This window comes from Geofilum rubicundum JCM 15548 (genome assembly GCF_000974365.1).
GTDB lineage: Bacteria > Bacteroidota > Bacteroidia > Bacteroidales > Marinilabiliaceae > Geofilum > Geofilum rubicundum.
On record NZ_BAZW01000017.1, the window covers coordinates 38,050 to 60,344 of the forward strand.

Below are 22,295 nucleotides of genomic sequence, written 5' to 3' on the forward strand. Positions count from 1 at the left end.
TATAAAGTTCAAATGTTTTTATTGTAGTCCCTAGGGGAATCGAACCCCTGTTTCCAGGATGAAAACCTGGCGTCCTAACCCCTAGACGAAGGGACCTTAAAATATTCTCAAAGGAGAATCGCTTTTCAATTGCGGATGCAAAGATATAGCAAATTTAGATTCTTCCAAATATCTGGTTCAAAAAAAATGTGAAAAATGAGGAAAGGGTTTTATTACCTGATCTTTTTTGATGGGATTGTGGTTAGTGCGCTTTCAATTTGTAATTTTGGGTCTTTTATGGATTGAAATAGTATTATTTCAAAAAACAATCATTCTCTTTTGTTATTTTTTTACAAAAGTCTTGGATCATTAAAAAAAAATGGTGTACTTTACCATGTCGTTCATTTATTATAAGCTTAAGCTGTTATGAAATCTTATTTTCTGGAAAACCAGCTCATCGATAAGTTATCCGGCTTTGAGCCCAAAAAGTTGGCTTTGGCCATAAAGGCATTGAAGGGCTTTTATTATAGTCGCGGGTCATCTGTGACGGATATGTGTAAGTTGTTGAAGATAAGCGCTCCAAATGGGGTGGCGTTATTGTCGGAACTGATAGATCGGCAGATAATTGAGAAAAAGGGGTTGGGAAATCTAAAGGAGGTCGAAAACCTGAATTGTATGGATTATGCGAAGATGCTTTTCATGTTTTATCTATTGACATGGATATCTATCAGACCCGCATAAATGTTTTTAATGCTGCCAACCAATCCTGTTCAGAAACACGGACTTATGAAATTGCGCTAAACAACACGGTTGAGACTTTGGAGTTATTGGTAAGTAGTATCGAGAGCTTTATTAAGGAGGCTGGTGTTGACCGAAAATTATTGGTTGGAATTGGCGTGAGTATGCCAGGCCTTGTGGATTCACGTAAGGGTGTCAACCGAACCTATCTTCAATTCGATGGCCCATCGCTTAAGGATGTTTTGGAAGATAGAATAAAGCTTCCGGTTTTTATTGAAAATGATGCAAAAGCCATAGCATTGTCGGTTTGGCGGGATGGTGTTGCTAAAGGAAAAAAGGATGTCCTTGTATTGTTTTTAGATTGGGGCATCGGTTTAGGGATGATCCTGGATGGAAAGTTATATAGAGGAGCCTCTGGCTTTGCCGGGGAGTTTAGCCATATTCCCATTGTAGAGAATGGAGAACTTTGTATTTGTGGAAAGTTGGGTTGTTTACAAACACTGGGTGCAGGAACGGCGTTGGTGAAGAAGGCCAAAGAAGGATTAAAGGAGGGGAAAAGTTCCTTGTTGGCAAAAGAAGAATTGGGTACCCTTAGTTTGCATGCCATTGTTGATGCAGCGCTTAGGGGCGATCAGTTTGCCATTAATTTGTTTGCTGAAATAGGAAAAAATCTGGGTAAAGGAATTTCTATTTTGATTCAACTGTTTAATCCTGAGCAAATTGTCATAGGTGGAAAGATGGCCGAAGTGGGGCAGTATTTAACCATGCCTATACAACAAGCCATTAATACATATAGTATGTCACAGATAAGTGGCAGGGTCACCATTGAATTATCGAGGTTTGGAAAGGATATTGGCCTAAATGGCGCATTAGCTGTAGTTATGTCTGAGGTTTTTGACTATATGCAAAAGCATCATCACTAGCTTTCAGAAGTTATAGTTTTAGTAAAAATAAGATTTCTGGCAAGTTAAGCATTGAACGACAAAATGTTTAAGTTAGAAAAATAGATTTTTACTTTTTAGAACTATGATTATCAGAGAATTTATTGGAGTGGATGTTGGAGGCACAAAGATTCATGTAGGCTCATCAGGGATGGAGAGGTTCTTAAAGAGTTGAGGCTTCCTACAGCGGCTCATAGACCCCGTGAAGAGATTGTTGCCGATTTGGAAGCAGGCATTTCTGAATTGATGACAGATAGGGTTGCAGGGATAGGTTTGGGTGTTCCCGGATTGGTGGATATTAAGGCCGGTGTGATATGCAATGTTTCTAACATTCCTGCCTGGAAGGATTTTCCGGTAAAAGAACTCCTTGAGTCACGTTTCAATATTCCTGTTTACATCGGTAACGATGCCAATTGTTTTGCCCTTGGCGAATATTATTTTGGGAAAGGAAAAGGCTACAAACACCTGGTGGCTTTAGCGCTTGGAACTGGTGTTGGCGCTGGTGTAATCATCAACAAGCAGCTTCTTATTGGTAATGGATCCTTAGCAGGCGAGTTTGGTGGTATCAAACATCTCGACAGTAGCTATGAAGAATACTGCAGTGGTAAGTTCTTCAGAAACCAGCACCATATAGAGGCTGTTGATTTAGCTCAACAAGCTGCCTCAGGAGACGTTTCGGCACTCAATATTTTCCATGAATTTGGCATTCATGTTGGTCATCTTATAGAGACAATATTATACTCTGTTGGACCCGAAGCGATTATTCTTGGGGGTTCCCTTTCAAATGCCTTTCCATATTTTAAGTCCGGTTTGAAGGAGTTTTTATCCAACTTTGCCCATCAGGAGGCATTGGCACACACCCTTATTGAAGTGTCGGGTAATCCCAGAATTCCCTTGTTGGGAGCCGGGGCACTGGTATTATCAGCTGAGCAGCAGGAAGTGCCGGCCTATTAATCAGCAACTGTAGGATAGCCTATTATAAGGTTTTAAAGAACTTATTTATGAAGAATTGGATCTCTTTTTTTATCGTGATCTTTATCGGGTCCGGATTTGGATGGGCCTCGGGTCGTTCGGATGCCACAGTGACAACCCATGAAGGCGTAACCATCCATACCAATGTGGCAGAGGGTATGAATTACTTCCCTTCTTGGGGCGTTTTTCCTTCCATTGAGGAGGACATTCGCCAAATAACCATGAAGGTGACTTTAGGGCACCCTGATACCATGGCCATAGCCCATTGGGACTACCTTGATTTCATCTACTTGCGTCGGAAAGGTGGGGTCAATAAACCTTCAAGGGACATTGAAATTGGCCGGATGCTGACGCCCTATGGAAGTAGTTTTAAGGATGACTGGCAATTTACCTGGGAGGTAGATGTGACTGATTTTTCCATGTTGTTGCGCGATAGTGTGGAGATTGAATATATGCACTCCGGATGGGAACCAGAAACATTGGGATGGGCATTGACGGTGGATTTTGAGATTGTTTTAGGACCTCCTGCTGCCAAACCTATATCCATCACTGAAATTTACAATGGTCGTTACCCTTATGGGAATGCGGAAGACCCCATTGAAAACCATCTGACGCCCTTCTCTTTTGAGTTTGAGGAAAAAGCGGATTTTGGAAGAATCAGGATTCAGCATACCGGTCACGGAGCAGACAGCCCACGTTATTGCAGTGAGTTTTGTTCGCGTTGGCGGGAAGTGTTGTTTAATGGGGCGCTGATAGATCACCGGGCCTTATGGAAAGATTGTGGGGCCAATCCGCTGTATCCGCAAGGTGGTACCTGGATTCATGATAGGGCATACTGGTGTCCGGGCGATCTGCAGCAGCCTGATTTGTTTGATGTGGCCGCCGATGCCGGCGTCAACACCATCCAGTTTGTTATGGAGCCTTATATAGCGACCGCAAATGTGCAAGCTGAAGAAATTATCAGCGCCTACCTGATTCAGTATGAGAAGCCCGCAAATAAGCATGATGTGGCTTTGGTGGATGTTATCGTACCCAGTAAAAAACAGCTTTATTCGAGACAAAATCCTGCGGTTTTCAACCCAATAGTAGTGATTAAAAATTTGGGCAGCGAACCGCTTGAAAAGATCGAAATTTTATATAGAACAACCGGATTCAAACAAAAGAAATTTATCTGGAAGGGATACTTGGATTTTAATGAAACAGAGCAGGTGACACTTCCCGGTGAAATTGATTTTAAGCAGGGGGGGAATCAGTTTGAAGTAAGCCTTGAGCGGCCGAACGGTCAGAAAGATGCTTGGGAAAAGGACAATTTTTTGATTCAGGATTTCGAAGGTCCCAAAGTGCTGCCTTTACAATTCAAGGTTCAGTACAAATCCAATAACAAGCCAGAAGAGAACCATTTGTTTATGGTCAACAGCAAGGGTGATACCATTTATCAGCGAATGCCTGAGCAATGCAGACCCAATGAAATCTATGTGGATACGGTCACTTTAAAATCCGGCAACTATGAATTTCATCTGACAGATTCAGCCGGTGATGGCCTTGAATTCTGGGCGAGACCTCAAAGTGGCTATGGCTATTTGCGCTTATTGGACATGGAGGATAACATCATTCATCCCTTTATAAGCGATTGTGGCAATGGTCAGTTTTTGGCCTTTAAAGCTGAACTAAATGCCGTGAGGGACACCAGTATTTCACAAAGTGCTTTCTTTCTTTATCCACGCAGGACTAAAAAGAACATTGAATTGGATGCCTTTTTGCCAACGCCTTCGACCTTGCGTGTGCAGTTTATGACAGAAGGGGTTGTTTTAGCCGTGCATGAGTACTACGACTTCAAAGGCGGCTCCATTGGTTTTGATATTGGGCATTTAAGTCCCGCCCGTTACATTGTGGAGATTTATGTCAATGATGAGCTCATGCACCGCAATCGCATCAACAGAGATTAGGTTTAGTTAGTAATAGGAAAAAAGGCTGTCCAAATGGTATGGACAGCCTTTTTGTTGCCAGGTGTAAAATAGCAAAGCTTTGGTATTGTAGATCAGTTTGAAAATCGCTTAATTGCTTTCAATGACTTGTCCCTCCTCTGAATAGAGCGCAACCGGGCCATCCAGCAGCACGGCAATAACCGTCACAGAAGGGTCCAGCGCTTGTTCAGGTAAATCAATGTAAGCAATTCCGGGAACGTGACTCCAATATAATTGGCCATTGATGTTGTGATCCAGCTTGGTGCCGTTGCCCACTACCCAGATGCGGTTAATTTTGTTTTTCAGCCCCTTGATCATGAGCGGTCCGTTGGGTTGACCATCTACCAAAAGATACAGAATGTCCTTTCCCATAGAAAGCAAAGAGTGGCCTGCATAGTGGAGAGACGAAATGCCTTTGGTGCTGTTTTCCAATACCGGTGCATGCTTTTCGTACCAGCGGCTGTCTGCCTCGAGCTTTTCTAGGAATTCAGCCGTTAACATCTCTTGGGGTGTGGATAACGTCAGCGGACTTTTCAGATCGATGGCGATCACCGTGATGGCCGGATCAAGCACCTTGCCCGGCAAGGTGATTTGCAGACTGCCCGTTTTTTTCGTGTAGTTGTAATCGATGGCTTGATGGGTACCTACCACCCGAACATTGGAGACTTCCGACAGCAGGCCTTTTACCTGTAGCGGATGGTTGGGGGCGTTGTCAATATAGAGAAACAAGGTGCGGTGGTCTTTGCTCAGTGCCGTCATACCCGGGAAGTGCACTTCATCAATTCCCGCCCGGGTGCCATAAATGGCCTCTGCATGTTTGCCCGTCCATCTGGCAAATTCTTCCAGCACCTCTACCTGAGGTGGCGGAATGCTGCCATCTTCTTTCGGACCAATGTTTAAAAGCAGGTTGCCCCCTTTGCTGATGCAGTCGGCAAAAATGCGTACCAACTGGAAGGGCGTTTTGTAATTGTGATCGTTGTATTGATATCCCCAGGAATCGTTGATGGTGAGACAAAGCTCCCAGTAGGGGTTGGAGGGCGTTCTGACGGGGACGCCCTGTTCCGGTGTTTCATAATCGCCACCTTCTTTTACCCGACTGTTCACAATCACATGGGGGTTATGACTTCTGAGTTGCCGCTTTAAGCGGTCCGTGTCCCACGCCTCGGCCGAATGCTCCCAGTCGCCATCGAACCAGTAAAGATCCGGGTTAAATTGCGTGGAGAGCTCATTGAGTTGTCCCAGATAGAATTCTTTAAAGGCTGCCCATTTAACCGGGTCATCTTCATAGCGGTTTTGTTCTCTGGTAAAGCCGGGGTAATCGGGGTGAGACCAGTCGATGAGCGAATAATACAGTCCCACCTTCAGGCCCTTATTGCGCAAGGCCTTTGTAAATGGATCCACCAGGTCCTTGCCGGCAGGCGTGTGTTTCACGGTCGTGTAATGGTCGTATTGGCTATCCCAGAGCGCCACGCCGTCGTGGTGCTTGCTGGTGAGTACCGCATATTTGGCACCTGCCCGGGTAAAGAGCTCTGCCCATTCGTCGGGTCGGTAATTGGCGGCCGTAAAGCCGTCCAATTGCTTCATGTAATCTTTGTGAGAGATGTAGCCGTTAAAAAAGGACCACGACTCATCTATGCCATTGACGGCATAGATGCCGTAATGGATGAAGATACCCAGTTTGGCATCTTTAAACCATTCCATCCGTTGGGCTTTCTCTTTAGGCGTCTCTTGTGAAAGTCCGCTATGGATCATGCCAAAGAGCAAAGCGATTATCATTGATCGTCTTATCATGAGTGTTATTTTTTTGGGGTATTGCCCAGGTGAAATTTGAAATGTTGCTTGGTGACCAGCTCTTCATGAGAGATGAAGTATTTATTCAGCGGCTGCCCATCCATTTCCATTTTCTGAATGTAGATATTCTCCGAAGTGTTGTTGATGGTCTCAATGATGATTTGGTCGTTGTCATAATGGCTGTTGTCAAGGTGAATGGTCACCTTGTCGAATACGGGCGAAGACAGCGTGTAAACAGGATCGCCGGGCGCAATGGGGTAGAAGCCCATCATGCTGTAAATCAGCCAGGCACTCATGGTTCCGGTGTCGTCGTTGCCGGGCAAGCCGGCCGGTCCGGTGTGGAAATAAGTGTTGATACAATCACGGACGGTTCTCTGACTGCGCCATTCCTCGCCCTTCACATAGTTAAACAGGAAGGGGTAGCCCATATCCGGTTCGTTGCCCATATCGAAAAGATCCTCGTTAAAGCAGGTTTCCAGTTGCTGGATGAATTTTTTTTGGCCCCCCATTAAACGGATGAGGCCCGGCATATCGTGCGGAATGGCAAAAGAATATTGCCAGGAAGAGCCTTCATGAAAACCGTGGACAGGTTCAAAATTCTCACCCTGAACGGGATCAAAGCCTGGCATAAATGAGCCATCCGGCAAAACCGGACGCAACAGGCCATAGTTTTTGTCAAAGTACTTTTTATAGCCCAAAGCGCGCTGCCGGAGCGCCTTATGATCCTCCTTTTTGCCCAGCGCTTTGGCCAGTTGCGACAGGCTGTAATCGGCCACATAAAACTCCAAAGCTTCAGAAACAGAATTGTCGTAGTCCTTAGTAAAGGGAATGTAGTGGTGTTTTAAGTAGAAATCGTTAAAGGGTCTGATTTTGTTTTCTGCGGAGGGAGTGGTGGCCGACTTCATCATGGCTGCATAAGCCGTTTCAATGTCGAAATCCGTCAAGCCGCGCAGATAGGTGTCCGCCAAGACAATGAGGGCCGGGTCGCCGTTCATGACGTTGGTTTCTCTGCTGTATAGTTCCCATTTGGGCAGCCATCCACCTTCTTTGTACATGTCGAGCATCGACTGCACCATGCCGAGTTGCTGTTCGGGGTAAAGCAGTGAGAGCAGTGGGTGAACACTGCGATAAGTGTCCCAAAGCGAAAAGACCGTGTAGCGGTTGCGGTCGGTCACCTGATGAATATCGGGCGACTCCATGGCCGGATACTGGCCGTTCACATCCTGCAGGACGTTGGGATGGATTAGCAGGTGGTAAAGCGCGGTGTAAAACTTGGTTTTGTCTGCGTCGCTGCCGCCTTCTACCTCGATGGTTGATAACTGTTTATTCCATTCACGCCAGGCGCTTTGAGCGGTTTCGTCAAAGGCAAAGCCGGATTGTTCGGCTCGGAGGTTCTCACGGGCATTGTCAATGCTGACGTAGGACACGCCTATTTTTACTTCTATTTGTTCCCCTTCTTCGGTGTTGAAGGAATACCATGCGCCGATGTTCTCACCGGCCATGTCTTTGAAGTAGTTGTTGTAAATTTTATAGGTGCCGCTGGTAGCATCCCAGCTGTGGCGGTGACCGGGCAGTTTTTGTTGTTTTTTCCAGTAGCCGCGGTTCAGGGCCGGCTGGCTAAACTCTGCCACAAAATAGACCGGGAATACCGCATCTGGGTTGTAGCAAAAAGTCCCCATGAGCTTGTAACCTTCTATTTCTGTATCCGATACCATGCGCATAAAAGCGCCGGATTCGTTGGTCAGTCCGTGACCCAAATTCAGTAAAATATGCGCTTCCCCCTTTGGGAAAGTGTAGCGGCTGATGCCTGTACGCAGGGTGGTGGTGGCTTCTGCTTTAATGGCATAACGGTCCAGAAAAGACGTGTAGTAGCCCGGTCTGGCCTCCTCCTGGCTGTAAGTCGTGCCATATTGCGCATGGTCCACTTGCAGCTCACCGGTCAGCGGCATCAGCAGGATGCTCCCCAAATCGGGACAGCCAACTCCGCTGAGGTTCACGTGCGAAAAACCCGTCATCACCTTGTTGGGATGCACGTAGGGGTTAGAGCACCAGTTATCGGTGTTGCTGTATTCATTGCCCTGAGCAGGGGTCACGTTGAATGGCACCACCGAGACCATGCCCCAGGGCATGACGGGGCCTGGGAAAGTCGCCCCGTAGTTGGAGGTGCCAATAAAAGGGTCCACCCACGCAGCTGGTTCTTTGGCAGTTGCCCGGCCCATACCCAGAACGGCCATGGTCAGGATGACGAAGAGCGACTTGTTGAGGTGGGTTTTAAAAATTCGGCTATTGTTGGAATATTGCATCGTACAATCATTTTAAAAGGTTCATTAAAACGCATCTGCCAGAGAAGTGATCTTTAGTCGGGCCTCGAAATCGTCGACCGCCGCACTGGTCTCGAAAGTGACCGTGACTGGCTCGCCGGGAAGCAAATCGAAATAGTTGTTGCTCCACCAGCCCTTCACGCCATCCATTTTCAGGTAGACGTGCTTGGCCAGATAGTCGGCCGATAGACTGACTTCGTAACCTTTCTCAGATGGTTGGACTTCAGCGTGGATATCGACCGCCTTAAGTGAGAGGTTTTTCGGTAAATCGAAATAGTGCAGGTTGTCGGCCAGCAACCGCCCATTTTGCCACAGCTCCATTTTAAGTACGCTGTTGTTGGCGGCATGGCCCTTGAGCAGCTTGTTGACAGGGGCTTGCACCACTACCTGACTGTTGGGTTTAATCTCAACAGCATGCTTGTCCTGGCTCAGCTGCTTTCCTTCAAAATCCAGCAGGGTAAGTACCACTTCTGCCTGAGAAGTTTCCTGCAAGTCAGAGACCAGGAAGAGGCTGAAGATACCGTCTTCCTGCATGGGGGATAAAAAGAGATTTTCGTAGGCTTTGCGCACCGTGTAGTGCATGGCTTTCCAGTTGCCGTAGTAGTCGCGGCTCGACCAGGAAGCCACCGGCCAGCAGTCGTTAAACTGCCAGTAGAGCGTTCCCATGCTAAAGGGCATGGCCTGGCGGTGGGCGGCGATGCCCATCATCATGCCTTCTGATTGCAGTATTTGGCTGACATAGACGTAGGATTCAAAGTCCTTAGGCGCCGGATACCAGCGCTTCATGTATTCATCGATGGTTTCATTGCCAATGGGATGCTTCTGATGGGTGCGCATGACCGGCGACCAAAGGTCGCGGTCTTCCGGCAGTGTAAAGGATTCAACCGTGCTCCAGTCGGGAAACGATTGAAAGCCAAATTCACTCATAAAGCGGCTCACCTTTTGGCGGTACATCTCAAAAGGTTCCTTGCCCCACCAAACACCCCAGTAGTGGTTGTCGCCCATCACCGTGGCCTCTTGATGCCCCCATCCGTAAGAGGGGGAAGAGGGCCAGTATGGGCGGGTAGGATCTTCAGCGGCCAGAACCTCCGGGATAATGTCGTGAAACACCTTTTGGTAGTGACCCCAGACTTCCAGACTGTCGGCAGTGGAGTAGCCCAGACTGCGTTGCCAGCCCCAGTCGAACCAGCCATTTTGAATTTCGTTGTTGCCACACCAAAGGGCAATGGAAGTATGGTTTCTGATTCTGCGAACATTGTCAATGGCCTCCTGGCGCACGTTCTCCAAGAAGGGCTCATCACCGGGGTACATGGCGCAGGCAAACATGAAATCCTGCCAGACCAGGATGCCTTTTTCATCGCAGAGATCATAGAACAGCTTGTCCTCATAAATACCGCCACCCCATACCCGCAGCATGTTGTAATTGGCTTTAACCGCATCCTCAATGGCCTTTTCATAATCGCTGGCGGTGAGTCGCGGCAGAAAACTCTCCAGAGGAATATAGTTGGCCCCTTTGGCGAAGAAGGCTTGTCCGTTGACATGGAATTCAAAGGAGCTGCCATGCGCATCCGGCTCCTGCACCAGTTCAATGGTCCGCACCCCAATACGCTGTGAACGGGTAACAATGCCCTGAGCTGTTTCCAGGGTAACATCCACCTTGTAAAGGTGCGCTTCGCCCATGCCGTTGGGCCACCACAGTTGCGGATCGTCGATGGTGAAGTCAAGGTCGACAGGGTTGATGCCTTTTTTCAAATGGATTTTGGTTGTTTGGGTCTTGAATTGACCATCCGGACTACTCACCCTGATGTCTGCCTCTTCTTCCTGATCGGCCAAAATTTCTATTTGTGCGCGATAGTCTGCCTGGTTCTCAGAAATGTTTTGGGCGTAAAGAAATACATCTTGGATGTTGGCCGTGTTCCAGAATTTAAGATAGACCGGTCGCCAAACCCCCGAAGTAATCAGTCGTGGCCCCCAGTCCCACCCAAACTGGTAGGGCGCCTTGCGGGAGTGCACACGTTCGTCTTCGGGTAAAACATAGGGCAGCTTAGCTGCCTGGGCTTTGTTGTAGGTCTCGGGCGACAGAAAATAGATCTCCATAGTGTTGAGGCCGGCAGTGAGGTGCTCCCGGGCATCGATGGTCCATGTGCGGAACATGTTATTCGCCTTGAGTACCTCCACATTGTTAAGTTTAACAGTCGCATGGGTATCGAGTCCCTCAAAGACCAGCTGGATATTATGGTTGGCCATCTCTTCCTCAGAAACCGTGAAGGTCGTTCTGTAAATCCAGTCTTTGGTGCTGATCCATTGCACCGAGTCTTCGTTGGAGCGGTAAAAAGGATCGTCAATGATGCCAGCTTCCAGCAGATCGGTATGCACCACTCCCGGCACTGAGGCCGGCGTCCAGACCTCCTCATCGGCACTGCGAAATTCCCAGTCCTGATGCAGTGCTCTTTGGTTCACCAGGTCATTTTTGGGTTGACAAGCAACGAGGAGTAATACTCCTAAAGTCGATAATGTAAAGAAATAACGGCTCATAATAGTGGTCGTTTGTTTGGTCTGAAAAAAACTATGGCAGGTTCATCAGTTCAAGGTAAGGAATTTCTGTCACCTCATGCCACAATGAAAGATTGGGGGTGGGCGACATTTTAAAAGTAAGTGTGCCTCCGTTGGTAATTTCCGAATGGGTGATCCATGGACGCGTCAATGCTTCCCCATTGAGGAAGGCCTCTTGAATGTAAAGATGGGTATCATCTACCTCCGGCGCTTCTACGGTGAACTGTTTTCCGCCCGGCAGTTGGATGGTGGCATGCTTCCACAAGGGACTGCCGATGAGGTAAATGCCAGTGGAGGGATTGACCGGATAAAAGCCCAGTGAGCTGAAGGTGTACCAGGCCGACATCTGGCCGCAGTCTTCGTTGCCACAATGCCCGTAATGTTCAGGGGCATACATCGTGGTTAAGATTTGTCGGACCCTCTCCTGCGTTTTCCAGGCCTGCCCTGTGTAATGGTACAAGTAGGCCACATGGTGGCTTGGTTCATTGCCATGCACATACTGCCCGATCATACCGGTGCTGAAAATGGGCAGCTCATCACTGGGATAAGGATCGTAGGTGAACATGCTGTCGAGGCGGGCACTGAAACGCTCCTTGCCCAAAGCGCTCTGCAGGCCTTCGATATTTTGCGGCACAAACCAAAAGTAATGCCAGGCATTGCTTTCGCAATAGTGATCGGTGTAATCGCGTGCCACAAAATCTTTAAGAAACTGGCCCTTGGCATCCTTGGGACGCAGAAAGCCCGATTCAGCATCAAAATGGTGGCGCCAGTTTTCAGAGCGCTTAAGGAAGTATGCGTAGTCGTCCATTTTTCCCAATGCCTTGGCAAAAGTAGCGATGCACCAGTCGTTGTAAGCATACTCCAGCGTTTTGGAAACCGACCAGTTTTCATGATCGAAGGAAATGGGCACATAGCCCAGTTCCCGGTATTCCTGAATGCCGTGGTCGCTCGACAAGGCATTGGATTTACAAGCTGCGTAAGCCTCCTCCACATCGAAACCGCCAATGCCTTTAAAGTAGGCATCCACAATAACTGGGACGGCGTGGTAGCCAATCATCATATTGGTCTCGTTGCCCTGCATGGACCAGACGGGCAGCAGGCCTGTCTCACGGTAATGACTAAGCATGGATTGGATCATATCCGGCACACGCTCGGGATGCATCAACGTGTAGAGCGGATGGGCTGCTCTGAAGGTATCCCACAGCGAAAAAGTGTCGTACTTATCGTAGCCAGTGGCCGTATGATAGTGGCCATCGGCGCCTTTGTATGCACCCTGGGCATCGCTGTAAAGGGTTGGTGCCAGCATGCTTTGGTAAAGTGTGGTATAGAAGGTGCGTTTCCAGGTTTCATTGTCCGATTGCACCCTGATCTTTTGCAGCTGGTTTTCCCAGGTGTCGGAGGCTGCCGTTTTAATGGCGTTGAAGTCCCACTCCGGGGCCTCATTCTCTATGGCTTTGGCGGCACCTTCAATGCTGGCACTGGAGATCCCTACCTTAACCATAACCTTTTCGTTGTCAGAGGTGGCAAAGCGCAGGTCTACTTTGGTGTGCGTGTCCTTGACCGACGGTCCATCAACGGCCGTCTCTTTTTTAAAAAGTTGGATGGAGGTAGCCGGTTTTGAGAAGCGGGCCACAAAATAGACCCGTTGATCGGCCGCCCAGCCGGAAGAGTAGCGATACCCTGAAATGGTTTGGGCATCCTCAATTTGCAGAAAAGTTTCGGTCGGCCAGTCCCAGTTGAGGGCGTAGCCCAAATCAATGATGAAGCCCGAGTTGTCGTCTTGCGGAAAAGTATATTGATGAATGCCGGTGCGTCGGGTGGCTGTCAGTTCCGCGTTGATGCCGTAGTCCTGTAAAAATACCTGGTAATAACCAGGCTCTGCATGCTCTTGGTCGTGACTAAAGAGCGAATAGGGCCGGTGGCCATTTTCCGGTGTTGTTTTAACCGATTGGCTGTTGACCGGCGTCAGCAGTATGTCGTACAAATCGCCCGCCCCGGTACCTGAAAGATGCAGGTGACTAAAACCGGTGATGATGCTGTCGGCCCATGCGTAGCCGGCAATTCTGTCCCAGCCTGAGTAGCCGATATCCGGACTGAGCTGGACCATGCCAAAGGGGACGGTCGCTCCGGGATAGGTGTTTCCCGGGCCATCGCTGCCCATGAAGGGGTTGACCAGTGACGTCAGTCTTTCCTTAGCCGGCTGTTCGGAATGTGAACAGCCGTTAAGGAGCAGCACTAAAGTGAAAGTTATGATTGAAGCGTATTTCATCAGGGGAATTTGAGTTGGTTTAATATTCAAAAATGATCTCATCGGCAAATATCCAGGGGCGGTTGCCGGCACCCGGATGCCAGTCGGGCAACAACGGAAGCGCTTCCGCGGATATTTTAAAATACTGGAAGCTGGCGTTCACCGGAAAGTGGAATTCACTGATGATGCCCTCGTGCTCCTGGGGCAGGGTTGTTGTGGTAATGGCGCCCAGTTTGGTGAACGATTGGTTGTTATTGGACCCGTAAACGGTCATCGTCCGGGGCAAAAGAATCCACGAACCCACATTTCTCATGAAGGAGAGTCGCACTTGTTCTACTTTTTTTGGCGCTCCCAGATTCACGATCGCTTCCATGTTACGGTTGAAACCCAGCCACTGACCATCATGGAAATCCATGGAGGCACGGTAACCATCGATGAGGGCTTTTTCTCCGGCTTTATCATAGGGTCGGGAAGGCGCCAGGTTGTATTGAATCGACGGATAGGTTTCGCCGCTGTTGAAATGTGCCCGGATGAATTCCCGGCTGAGCAACTCGCTGGGCTTCATGCCTTCTTTGAACGCCCGGGCCATCACTTTTTTCGTCTCGCTGATTTTGAATGGGCCGGTATAAACAGGGTCATTTTCTGAGACATTGGTACCATTTAGATTGTAATGAATGCTTACCCCAGGCGTGTTGCAATGAATGGCAATTTCCTTTTGTTGCGTAAACAGGGCCGTTGTTTCATGGATATATGGCGCAAAGACCATTCGCTCCTCAATGGGTGCCAAGCGGTACTCTTCGGGTATCGTTGTTACAGGGCGGGCTTCGGGTTGGCTGGCCCACGTTTTATTGGGTGATGTGCCCATGGTGAACTCCAATACACCGCCGGCCATAATCTCCTGGTGTTGGATGTAAGAGCGGTTGAAGGGTTCTCCGTTCAGGCTGGCCGATTGAATGTAGAGCGCTTCTTTGCTTCTGCCTTTGGCCTTGACCGTAAACTGCTGGCCATTGTCCAGATTAAAGGACAATTGTTCAAAAAGTGGGGTGCCTATTATGTAGTCGCCACTTCCGGGGGTGACAGGATAAAAACCGGCTGCCGAAAAAACGTACCAGGCCGATAATTGTCCGCAATCTTCATTGCCACTGATGCCATCGGGTTGGTCGGTGTAAAGCGAATCCAGTATCAGGGCCACCTTTTCCTGCGTCTTCCATGGCTGACCGGCAAAGTTGTAGAGGTAAGCCACGTGGTGGCTTGGCTCGTTACCTTGGGCATACTGACCAATGAGACCCGAAATGTCATGGGCATTTTGGTTGGTGACGATGGCTTCCTGATTAAACATTTCATCAATTTTAGCCGCAAAGGCTACATCTCCGCCCATCAGATCCATGAGTCCTGTTACGTCATGCGGGGCAAAGAAGGTATAGTGCCAGGAGTTGCCTTCGGTAAAATCACCAGACCCCAGGATGGAGCTTTCAATGGGGTCGAAGGGGGTACGCCAGCTGCCATCGGCCCGGCGTCCTCTTAAAAATCCAACAGACGTGTCGAATACATTGCGGTAATTTTGAGCCCGGTGTATATAGTTCTGGTAGTCTTCCTCCTGTCCCAAAGCCTTTGCCATTTGCGCTATGCACCAGTCGTCATAGGCATACTCCACCTGTTTGGAAACGCTGTTGCCTTCCCTTTCCATGGGAATAAAACCGAGCTCTTTGTAGTCCTTTAAGCCAATGTGGTCCTTCATGGCCGATGTTTTCATGGCCTTAAAAGCCAGCTCTGCGTCAAAGTCGCGCTGTCCCTTGACAAAAGCATCCCAGATGACGGGTGCCGAGTGGTAGCCGATCATGGTGCCTGTTTCGTTGGCCATGAGTTCCCAAACGGGTAGCGTTCCATGTTGCTGGTACTGGGTGAGCATGGTATTGATGAACTCGTTATTTCGCTCAGGCTCAATAATGGTAAACAGCGGATGGGTGGCTCTGAAAGTATCCCACAGTGAGAAGATGGTGTACATGTTATGGGAGGGCGTCACTGAATGAATGGCTTTGTCCATGCCACGGTACCTGCCATCTGCATCGGTATACAAGTTGGGAGCAATTTGTGCGTGATACAATGAAGTATAAAAAGTACGTTTCTGCGCTTCTGAAGCCCCTTCAATATTTATTTTATGCAGGTGCTCGTTCCAGATGTCGGTAGCCTGATCCTTGTAGTCGTCAAAAACCCAGTGCGGGGCTTCAGCTTCCATGTTTTTAATGGCTCCCTCCACATCTACGGCTGAAATGGCCACTTTCACCATCAGCTCATTTTTATCCAGTGCGTCAAAATCAAGGATGAGTTTTACTTCTTTACCTTCAGCAGCGTTCGCATGGTCAACGATTTCACCATCCACCATAATGGTGTGAGCAGTGAAAGGCGCTGAGAAGCGGGCCACGAAATAGACGTATTGATCAGCTGCCCAGCCCTGCGAGCGACGAAGGCCAACCACCTCGTTGTCGCCATTGATGCGAATGAAGCTTCGCGCGGCTGGTTAGAGATCCCATGTTTAAGATCGATGATGAGGGAGGAAGGTTCGCTTTGGGCATAGCGGTAGCGGTGAATACCGGTGCGGGGGGTAGCCGTTAATTCGGCTGCAATGTTATAATCATCGAGCATGACCGAGTAGTAACCCGCTTGGGCAAATTCGCGCTGATGCGAGAAGCGTGATCGGTAGCCCAGGTCGGGATTTTCTTTGGTTCCGGGTTCCCATTTGTGGTCACCCAAAAAAGGCATCACCAGGATGTCGCCCAGATCGGCGCCGCCGGTCCCGCTCAAATGGGTATGTGAAAAGCCCATGATAGAACTGTCGGAGTAATGATAGCCGCTGCACCAGTCCCAGCCTTCAATGCCGGTGTCGGGACTCAGCTGTACCATTCCGAAAGGGGTTGTGGCGCCGGGAAAAGTATGCCCGTGTGCATCGGTTCCTATCATTGGATCCACAAAAATGGTTAAATCCTCTAATGGTTGTTTGCACGACATTAGGGTGGTCAAAAGCAGTAAAATCAACCAGTGTTTCTTCATGTTGCTATGTTTATGTGTTTTTTAGGCACGATTATATAAATTTTCGAGGATAAAGATAATCTTTTATAAAAAAATAATAAAAGAATGAGGGAATAATTTTAAAAAATATAAAAAAAATGCTTTTTTTGTAATGTGAATTTTTAATGGGGTTATTAAGGTCAAAAAGCAGTTGGCAAGTTGGTCCGAAAGAATTCCGAGTTAATAGATAAAACAAAACTATCAGATGGTATATATAAAATACAGTTGGATATTTGCAGTTGCCCTTATCGTCCTAATGCCTTTTAATGGTATTCAGGCACAGTTGCTCGACTGGGAGGATCCCCAAATAATAGAGCGAAACAAAGAACCGGGAAGGGCTGTTTTTTTTAGTTACCCGGATGTATCTAAGGCCATTCGGGGCCACCTGACAGATGCTTACAGGGTGAACCTTGATGGCCAATGGTTTTTTAATTTAGCTGCTAACCCCGACGAGCGTCCTGTTGATTTTTTCAGGCCCGAATTTGATGTGAGCGGTTGGGATTTGATCGATGTCCCTGGCAATTGGGAGGTTCAAGGCTATGATGTCCCCATTTATGTTAATATCCCTTATGAGTTCGCGGATACGCGAACGCCCATTACAGAACTGACCAACGGCCCCGATTTGAACCGGGTCCCTAAGACCTACAACCCGGTTGGTTCTTTTCGGCGTACTTTTGAAGTGCCGGCGGACTGGCACAGCCGTGAAGTGTTTATACACTTTGGGTCGGTAAAGTCGGCCTTCTACCTATGGGTCAATGGCGAAATGGTGGGCTATAGTCAGGGCAGCAAATTACCATCTGAATTTAATATTAGCCTTATATTAAGATGGGGGAGTCCAATACCCTGGCTGTGGAAGTCTATCGCTGGAGTGATGCCAGCTATTTGGAGTGTCAGGATTTTTGGCGATTGAGTGGTATTTCCCGGTCTGTTTTTTTATACAGTCAGCCCAAGGTGCGCATGGCCGACTATGAAGTCGTCACCACCTTAGATAAAGGATGTGAAAACGGTGAATTCTCCCTCTTTGTGGATGTTCAAAACCATTTGGCTAAGTCGGAACGGATGGAGGCAGAGTATACAATACTGGACGGGGTCAAAGAGTTGGCCAAAGGCTCTGAGCGCCTTATTGTAGCTGGGAATTCCAAAACCACCATGCATCTATCGGCCAACATTCCACAGGTCAGACCATGGAGTGCCGAAGCGCCCCATTTATATACGCTGTTGATTACATTGAGGGACAAAAAGGGAAAAGTATTGGAGAGTACTTCCTCCCGCATCGGGTTCAGGCGTGTAGAGATCGTACGGGGTCAGTTGCTGGTCAACGGCGTGCCCATTACCATTAAAGGCGTTAATATTCATGAGCACAGTCCTCAAACCGGTCAATACCTCACAGAGGAGCAGATGCTCGAGGATATCCAACGCATGAAAGAATACAATATCAATGCGGTGCGTCTGAGTCATTACCCTTTTCCGGAGCGATGGTATGAACTGTGCGATGAGCACGGTTTATATGTGTTGGATGAAGCCAATATTGAATCCCATGGTTTTGGTTATGGTGCGGCTTCCCCATCCTTCAATGAAAACTGGGAGCTGGCCCATGTCGATCGCATTGAAAGGATGGTTAAAAGAAGTCGTAACCATGCTTCCGTGATCTTCTGGTCATTGGGTAATGAAGCCGGAAATGGTCCGATTTTCTATGCCGGTTACCATGCCGCCAAGGCGGCTGACCGGACCAAGCGTCCGGTTCAGTATGAACGGACGGAGATCGGCGGGCGCCTGGCGCTGGAGTTCGACTGGAATACAGATATCATCGTTCCACAGTATCCCGATCCTTATACCTTTAGCTGGTTTGGACAACAGGTGCTCGACCGTCCCTTCATTGCCTCTGAATATGCCCATGCGATGGGCAATAGTATGGGCAATTTTCAGGATTACTGGGATGAAATCAATAAATACCGTCAGTTGCAGGGAGGTTTTATCTGGGATTGGGTAGACCAGGGCTTGTATAAGACCAATGAGGCTGGTCAACAGATCTTCGCCTATGGGGGGAACTTTGGAGATAATATGCCCAGTGATGGCAATTTTTTACTAAATGGCATTGTGTTTCCCGACCGAAGCGTTAAACCTGCTACCCATGAAGTGAAGAAGGCCCACGAGTCGGTACGCTTTAAACTGCTGAAGACGACCCGGGGATCATTGCGCTTGCTGGTGGAGAATCTGTACGACTTTACCACGTTGGAAGCATTTGATTTTAAGGGCTATGTTAAGGCAGACGGGCAGGTAGTTCTGACCCTGGACCTGCCGTCACTAAAGGCCCAACCGCATGTGGGGCAAATCGTTGAGGTAGATTTTACCCCTCTCCAGCTCCTGCCCGGCACCGAATATTTTTTGCACCTGGAAGCCACCACCAGGGCGGCCTCTTCGATGCTCAAAGCGGGCCACATGGTGGCCCATGAGCAAATCAAGTTGAACTGGCAGTCAGCGCCAGAATATGCTTCGCCCCAGGTGGCGGATTTGAATGTGAAGGTCGGTGAAGGAACACTCACTTTAAGCAACGCTCAGGTAAGGGTTGTTTTTGACACAGCAAAGGGGCAGATGGTCACTTACCAGGTGGGCCAGACAGACTATTTACACGCGGGTAACGGACCACAGCCGGATCTATGGCGGGCCGTGACCGATAATGATTTTGGCAATGGCATGCACGTCAACAGCATCGATTGGAAAAAGGCCATGCACCAGGCTACTTGTGATCTCTTTGAGCATCAACGCATAAGCAAAGATGTCGTTGAAGTCCGCGCAAATTATCATCTGAAGGAGACTGCCAATGCCTATACCATTACCTATATGGTTTATGGCGATGGCCGGATAGGCGTGATGAATCATCTAAGCGCATCTGCCGCTGAGACGGCAGATATTCCACGTGTAGGAATGAATTTCTTGCTGAAAAAAGAATTTCAAAATCTGACATGGTTTGGGCGTGGCCCATGGGAGAACTACATGGACCGGAAGGCTTCCTCCTTCATCGATTTGTATCAGGGTAAGGTCATCGATCAAATGGTGCCTTATATCCGTCCCCAGGAAAATGGCAACAAGACCGATGTACGCTGGGCCGTTTTGTCGAATGACCAAGGCAAGGGCTTGATGGTTGTGAACCGGCAATCGGACCGTGAAGGCTTTGAAATGACGGCCATGCCATACCTGACGGCAGATTTTGATGCCCGCGAAGGGTATGACTATGGACCAGTGCATTTAGAGCAGAAGAATATGGCCGATGTGCAGCCACGCGACTTTGTCAGGTGGAACATTGACTATGGCCAGCGCGGTGTGGCAGGTGTTAATAGTTGGGGGGCCGGACCGCTGAATAAAAATTTGCTAAAACCCGACCGGGATTACCGTTATGGGTTTATGTTGGTGCCGGTTCAGACAAACGACATCGGCCAATGGATTGATTTAGCTAAGCGTTATTTGTATTTTTAGCATGAGTGAGAAACCAATAAATTATTTACAGATGAAATTTAACAACCTGATAATTGGTGTTGCCCTTTTCTTGCTAACTGCCTGCCATAAGCGGGAGGAGGTTTATGTGCAAACGGTTCAGATACCCGAAGGTTATACGCTGGAACAAAAGGTGGCGCTTTCGGCCAAAGTGGTGCCCCATCCCCGTCAAATGAAATGGTTCGAGGACGAGTTTTTTGGCTTTATTCATTATGGGCCCAATACCTATTCAGGCAGAGAATGGGGGACCGGATTTGAAGATGCAGCGCTTTTCCATCCAGGAGATTTGGATACGGACCAATGGTGCGAGCTGATGGCGTCCGCTGGCATTAAAAGAGTGGTTATGGTAGCCAAGCACCATGATGGTTATTGCTTATGGCCATCCCGATACACCAATCACTCTGTGGCTGCGTCTCCATGGAAGGAGGGGCAGGGCGATGTCATGAAAGAATTGGCCAATTCTTGCGAGAAGTACGGATTGAGGTTGGGGATCTACCTGTCTCCGGCAGATCTTTATCAAATAGAAAATCCTGCAGGGGTGTATGGCAACGGCAGTGCTTTTACACAACGGACCATTCCGACAGAGATAGCGGGACGTTCTTTCGCTGATACGCGCACATTTAGCTATGTTGTGGATGATTACAATGCCTATTTCCTCAACCAGTTATTTGAGTTACTGACCGAATATGGTCCTGTATATGAAGTGTGGTTTGATGGCGCCCATCCTAAGCGTGGAACGGGTCAGACCTACAATTATGAGGCATGGTTTGACATGATTAGAATATTGGCACCCGATGCGGTTATTTTTGGTAAAGGTCCGGATGTCAGATGGTGTGGCAATGAAGGTGGAGCTACCCGTGACGCTGAATACAACACCATTCCTTTGGACCAATCTCCCGAAACCTATCACTGGCCCGATAAAATGGATAACGATGTGGCAGGCCGGGACCAAATTACGGAGGAGACCAAATATTTTCACTATTATCCGGCAGAGACGAACACATCTATTCGCCACGGTTGGTTTTGGCGCAACGATGACGAACAGCAAGTGCGCCACGTAGATGACGTTTTTGACATGTATGAGCGCTCCGTCGGGGGAAACAGCGTGTTTCATTTGAATATTCCACCCAATAAACTAGGACAATTTTCTCAAAGAGATGCTGAGGTATTGGTAGAAGTGGGAAAAAGAATCAGAGCGGTATATGGCACGGATCTGTTGGAAGGCGGTTCGGCTACTTCACAGAAGGTGTTGGACAATGATCCCGAAACTTTTTGGGTAGCATCGGATAAAACCTCCGTATTTGAAGTTCAGTTACCTCAAGTTTTAAAGGTTAACCGCTTTGTGCTGCAGGAGGCCATTGCCCATATGGGCGAACGGGTGGAAGCCCATCGTCTTGAAGCCTGGCTGAATGGAAAATGGGAGCTTGTAACAGAAGCCAAAACAATTGGATACAAGCGGATTTTGCGTTTTCCTGCGCTAGAAACGGACCGGTTTAGGGTGGTCATTACCGAGGCCAGATTGGCGCCTTCATTGATGAAGGTTTCTGCCCATTATTATGATGAACCCCCAAAACCGGTTGTTCTCAAAAGCAGTGAAAAGGGACATGTCGTGCTTGGCGTAGGCACCAGTTTTGACTGGCACAATCACGGAATGACCGATTTGTCGCAGACCATTTATTACACCCTTGATGGCAGCGAACCCAGCAACTTATCTGCCATGTACAGTGAACCCCTAATGTTGCCATTGGGTGGGTACTTAAAAGCCCGGGCCATTGTTGGCGACCGTCAAGGGGTGGTCACAGAAATGCGTGTAGGCCTGTTAAAAGAAGGGTGGACGGCGGTTGATCAGGATGGCGAAAGCGAAACAGCCAACCTAACTGTAGATGGGAACCTGCATACCAGTTGGATTTCTTCAGAAATCACTGCCGGAAAGCCCTCTTTGACCATCGATATGAAAAAGGACTTTAGCTTATCCGGGTTGGCTTATAGCCCAGCTGTGAATGGTGGCTATATCGAAGCCTATGATGTGGAAGTCAGTCGGGATGGCCAGACCTGGAAAAAAATCCATTCCGGCGAGTTTGGCAATATCCGCAATGATCCGGGGCGGAGAATTGTTATGTTTGACAAGGTGACTGCTGCACGTTTTGTGCGGTTGTCGCATTTAATACCACCGGGCGGTTTTTCCCGGGTGGGTGCTGCTGAAATTGACCTGTTATCGGAATAGCAGGCC

The 22,295-nt window shown here is 48.5% G+C and carries 11 protein-coding genes, 1 tRNA gene and 2 pseudogenes; 7 read left to right on the forward strand and 7 right to left on the reverse strand.

The genetic code is table 11. From position 1 onward, the window contains the following. Positions 1-24: 24 nt before the first annotated feature. Positions 25-96 (reverse strand) — tRNA-Glu (locus JCM15548_RS09750). A gap of 309 nt (positions 97-405) precedes the next feature. On the opposite strand from JCM15548_RS09750, the gene JCM15548_RS23630 reads away from it, so the two are divergent. The 4 genes from JCM15548_RS23630 to JCM15548_RS09765 all read left to right on the forward strand — a co-directional run bounded on the left by JCM15548_RS23630 (position 406) and on the right by JCM15548_RS09765 (position 4,576). Then, positions 406-720 carry a hypothetical protein gene (locus JCM15548_RS23630; RefSeq protein ID WP_227625656.1) on the forward strand — a complete coding sequence of 105 codons (315 nt, stop codon included), beginning with the start codon at positions 406-408 and terminating at the stop codon, positions 718-720. Continuing rightward, a complete protein-coding gene (locus JCM15548_RS09755) occupies positions 696-1,640 on the forward strand; it encodes an ROK family protein (RefSeq protein ID WP_227625657.1) in 945 nt (314 codons plus the stop codon). Before JCM15548_RS23630 ends, JCM15548_RS09755 begins: the two co-directional genes overlap by 25 nt. Before the next feature lie 162 nt (positions 1,641-1,802). Continuing rightward, complete coding sequence (locus JCM15548_RS09760) at positions 1,803-2,612, forward strand: ROK family protein (RefSeq protein WP_227625661.1); 810 nt, start codon at positions 1,803-1,805, stop codon at positions 2,610-2,612. A gap of 47 nt (positions 2,613-2,659) precedes the next feature. Further along, the gene (locus JCM15548_RS09765; RefSeq protein ID WP_062124813.1) at positions 2,660-4,576 is read left to right on the forward strand and encodes a peptide-N-glycosidase F-related protein; all 1,917 of its coding nucleotides are present in this window, start codon (positions 2,660-2,662) and stop codon (positions 4,574-4,576) included. Between the two features lie 108 nt (positions 4,577-4,684). Here the strand turns inward: JCM15548_RS09765 and JCM15548_RS09770 are convergent, their stop codons facing one another. From JCM15548_RS09770 to JCM15548_RS23640, 6 genes and pseudogenes are all read right to left on the reverse strand, one after another. Then, positions 4,685-6,385, reverse strand: coding sequence for an alpha-L-fucosidase (locus tag JCM15548_RS09770; protein ID WP_062124815.1), 1,701 nt, complete (start codon positions 6,383-6,385; stop codon positions 4,685-4,687). Positions 6,386-6,390: 5 nt separating this feature from the next. Continuing rightward, complete coding sequence (locus tag JCM15548_RS09775) at positions 6,391-8,688, reverse strand: GH92 family glycosyl hydrolase (protein ID WP_083985074.1); 2,298 nt, start codon at positions 8,686-8,688, stop codon at positions 6,391-6,393. Between the two features lie 24 nt (positions 8,689-8,712). Next, the gene (locus JCM15548_RS09780) at positions 8,713-11,166 is read right to left on the reverse strand and encodes a beta-mannosidase (RefSeq protein ID WP_162198207.1); all 2,454 of its coding nucleotides are present in this window, start codon (positions 11,164-11,166) and stop codon (positions 8,713-8,715) included. A 106-nt stretch (positions 11,167-11,272) separates the two neighbouring features. After that, positions 11,273-13,528 carry a GH92 family glycosyl hydrolase gene (locus JCM15548_RS09785; RefSeq protein WP_062124818.1) on the reverse strand — a complete coding sequence of 752 codons (2,256 nt, stop codon included), beginning with the start codon at positions 13,526-13,528 and terminating at the stop codon, positions 11,273-11,275. Positions 13,529-13,547: 19 nt separating this feature from the next. Then, a complete protein-coding gene (locus tag JCM15548_RS23635; RefSeq protein WP_369403692.1) occupies positions 13,548-14,399 on the reverse strand; it encodes a chitobiase/beta-hexosaminidase C-terminal domain-containing protein in 852 nt (283 codons plus the stop codon). Further along, a pseudogene (locus JCM15548_RS23640) lies at positions 14,379-16,555 on the reverse strand (GH92 family glycosyl hydrolase); the annotation flags it as partial. The gene JCM15548_RS23635 and the pseudogene JCM15548_RS23640, both read right to left, overlap by 21 nt. 274 nt (positions 16,556-16,829) lie before the next feature. Here JCM15548_RS23640 and JCM15548_RS26280 point away from each other — a divergent pair. From JCM15548_RS26280 to JCM15548_RS09800, 3 genes and pseudogenes are all read left to right on the forward strand, one after another. Continuing rightward, a pseudogene (locus tag JCM15548_RS26280) lies at positions 16,830-17,461 on the forward strand (sugar-binding domain-containing protein); the annotation flags it as partial. A gap of 69 nt (positions 17,462-17,530) precedes the next feature. Continuing rightward, complete coding sequence (locus JCM15548_RS26285; RefSeq protein ID WP_227625663.1) at positions 17,531-20,047, forward strand: glycoside hydrolase family 2 TIM barrel-domain containing protein; 2,517 nt, start codon at positions 17,531-17,533, stop codon at positions 20,045-20,047. A gap of 31 nt (positions 20,048-20,078) precedes the next feature. Then, positions 20,079-22,289, forward strand: coding sequence for an alpha-L-fucosidase (locus JCM15548_RS09800; protein ID WP_062124820.1), 2,211 nt, complete (start codon positions 20,079-20,081; stop codon positions 22,287-22,289). Positions 22,290-22,295: the final 6 nt, after the last annotated feature.

Excerpts from the sequence above, each read along its gene's own strand:
- JCM15548_RS23630 (WP_227625656.1), top strand. The coding sequence starts at position 406 with ATGAAATCTTATTTTCTGGAAAACCAGCTCATCGATAAGTTATCCGGC.
- JCM15548_RS09755 (WP_227625657.1), top strand. The coding sequence starts at position 696 with ATGGATATCTATCAGACCCGCATAAATGTTTTTAATGCTGCCAACCAA.
- JCM15548_RS09765 (WP_062124813.1), top strand. The coding sequence starts at position 2,660 with ATGAAGAATTGGATCTCTTTTTTTATCGTGATCTTTATCGGGTCCGGA.
- JCM15548_RS09770 (WP_062124815.1), bottom strand. The coding sequence starts at position 6,385 with ATGATAAGACGATCAATGATAATCGCTTTGCTCTTTGGCATGATCCAT.
- JCM15548_RS09775 (WP_083985074.1), bottom strand. The coding sequence starts at position 8,688 with ATGCAATATTCCAACAATAGCCGAATTTTTAAAACCCACCTCAACAAG.
- JCM15548_RS09785 (WP_062124818.1), bottom strand. The coding sequence starts at position 13,528 with ATGAAATACGCTTCAATCATAACTTTCACTTTAGTGCTGCTCCTTAAC.
- JCM15548_RS23635 (WP_369403692.1), bottom strand. The coding sequence starts at position 14,399 with ATGGCCGGCGGTGTATTGGAGTTCACCATGGGCACATCACCCAATAAA.
- JCM15548_RS26285 (WP_227625663.1), top strand. The coding sequence starts at position 17,531 with ATGGCCGACTATGAAGTCGTCACCACCTTAGATAAAGGATGTGAAAAC.
- JCM15548_RS09800 (WP_062124820.1), top strand. The coding sequence starts at position 20,079 with ATGAAATTTAACAACCTGATAATTGGTGTTGCCCTTTTCTTGCTAACT.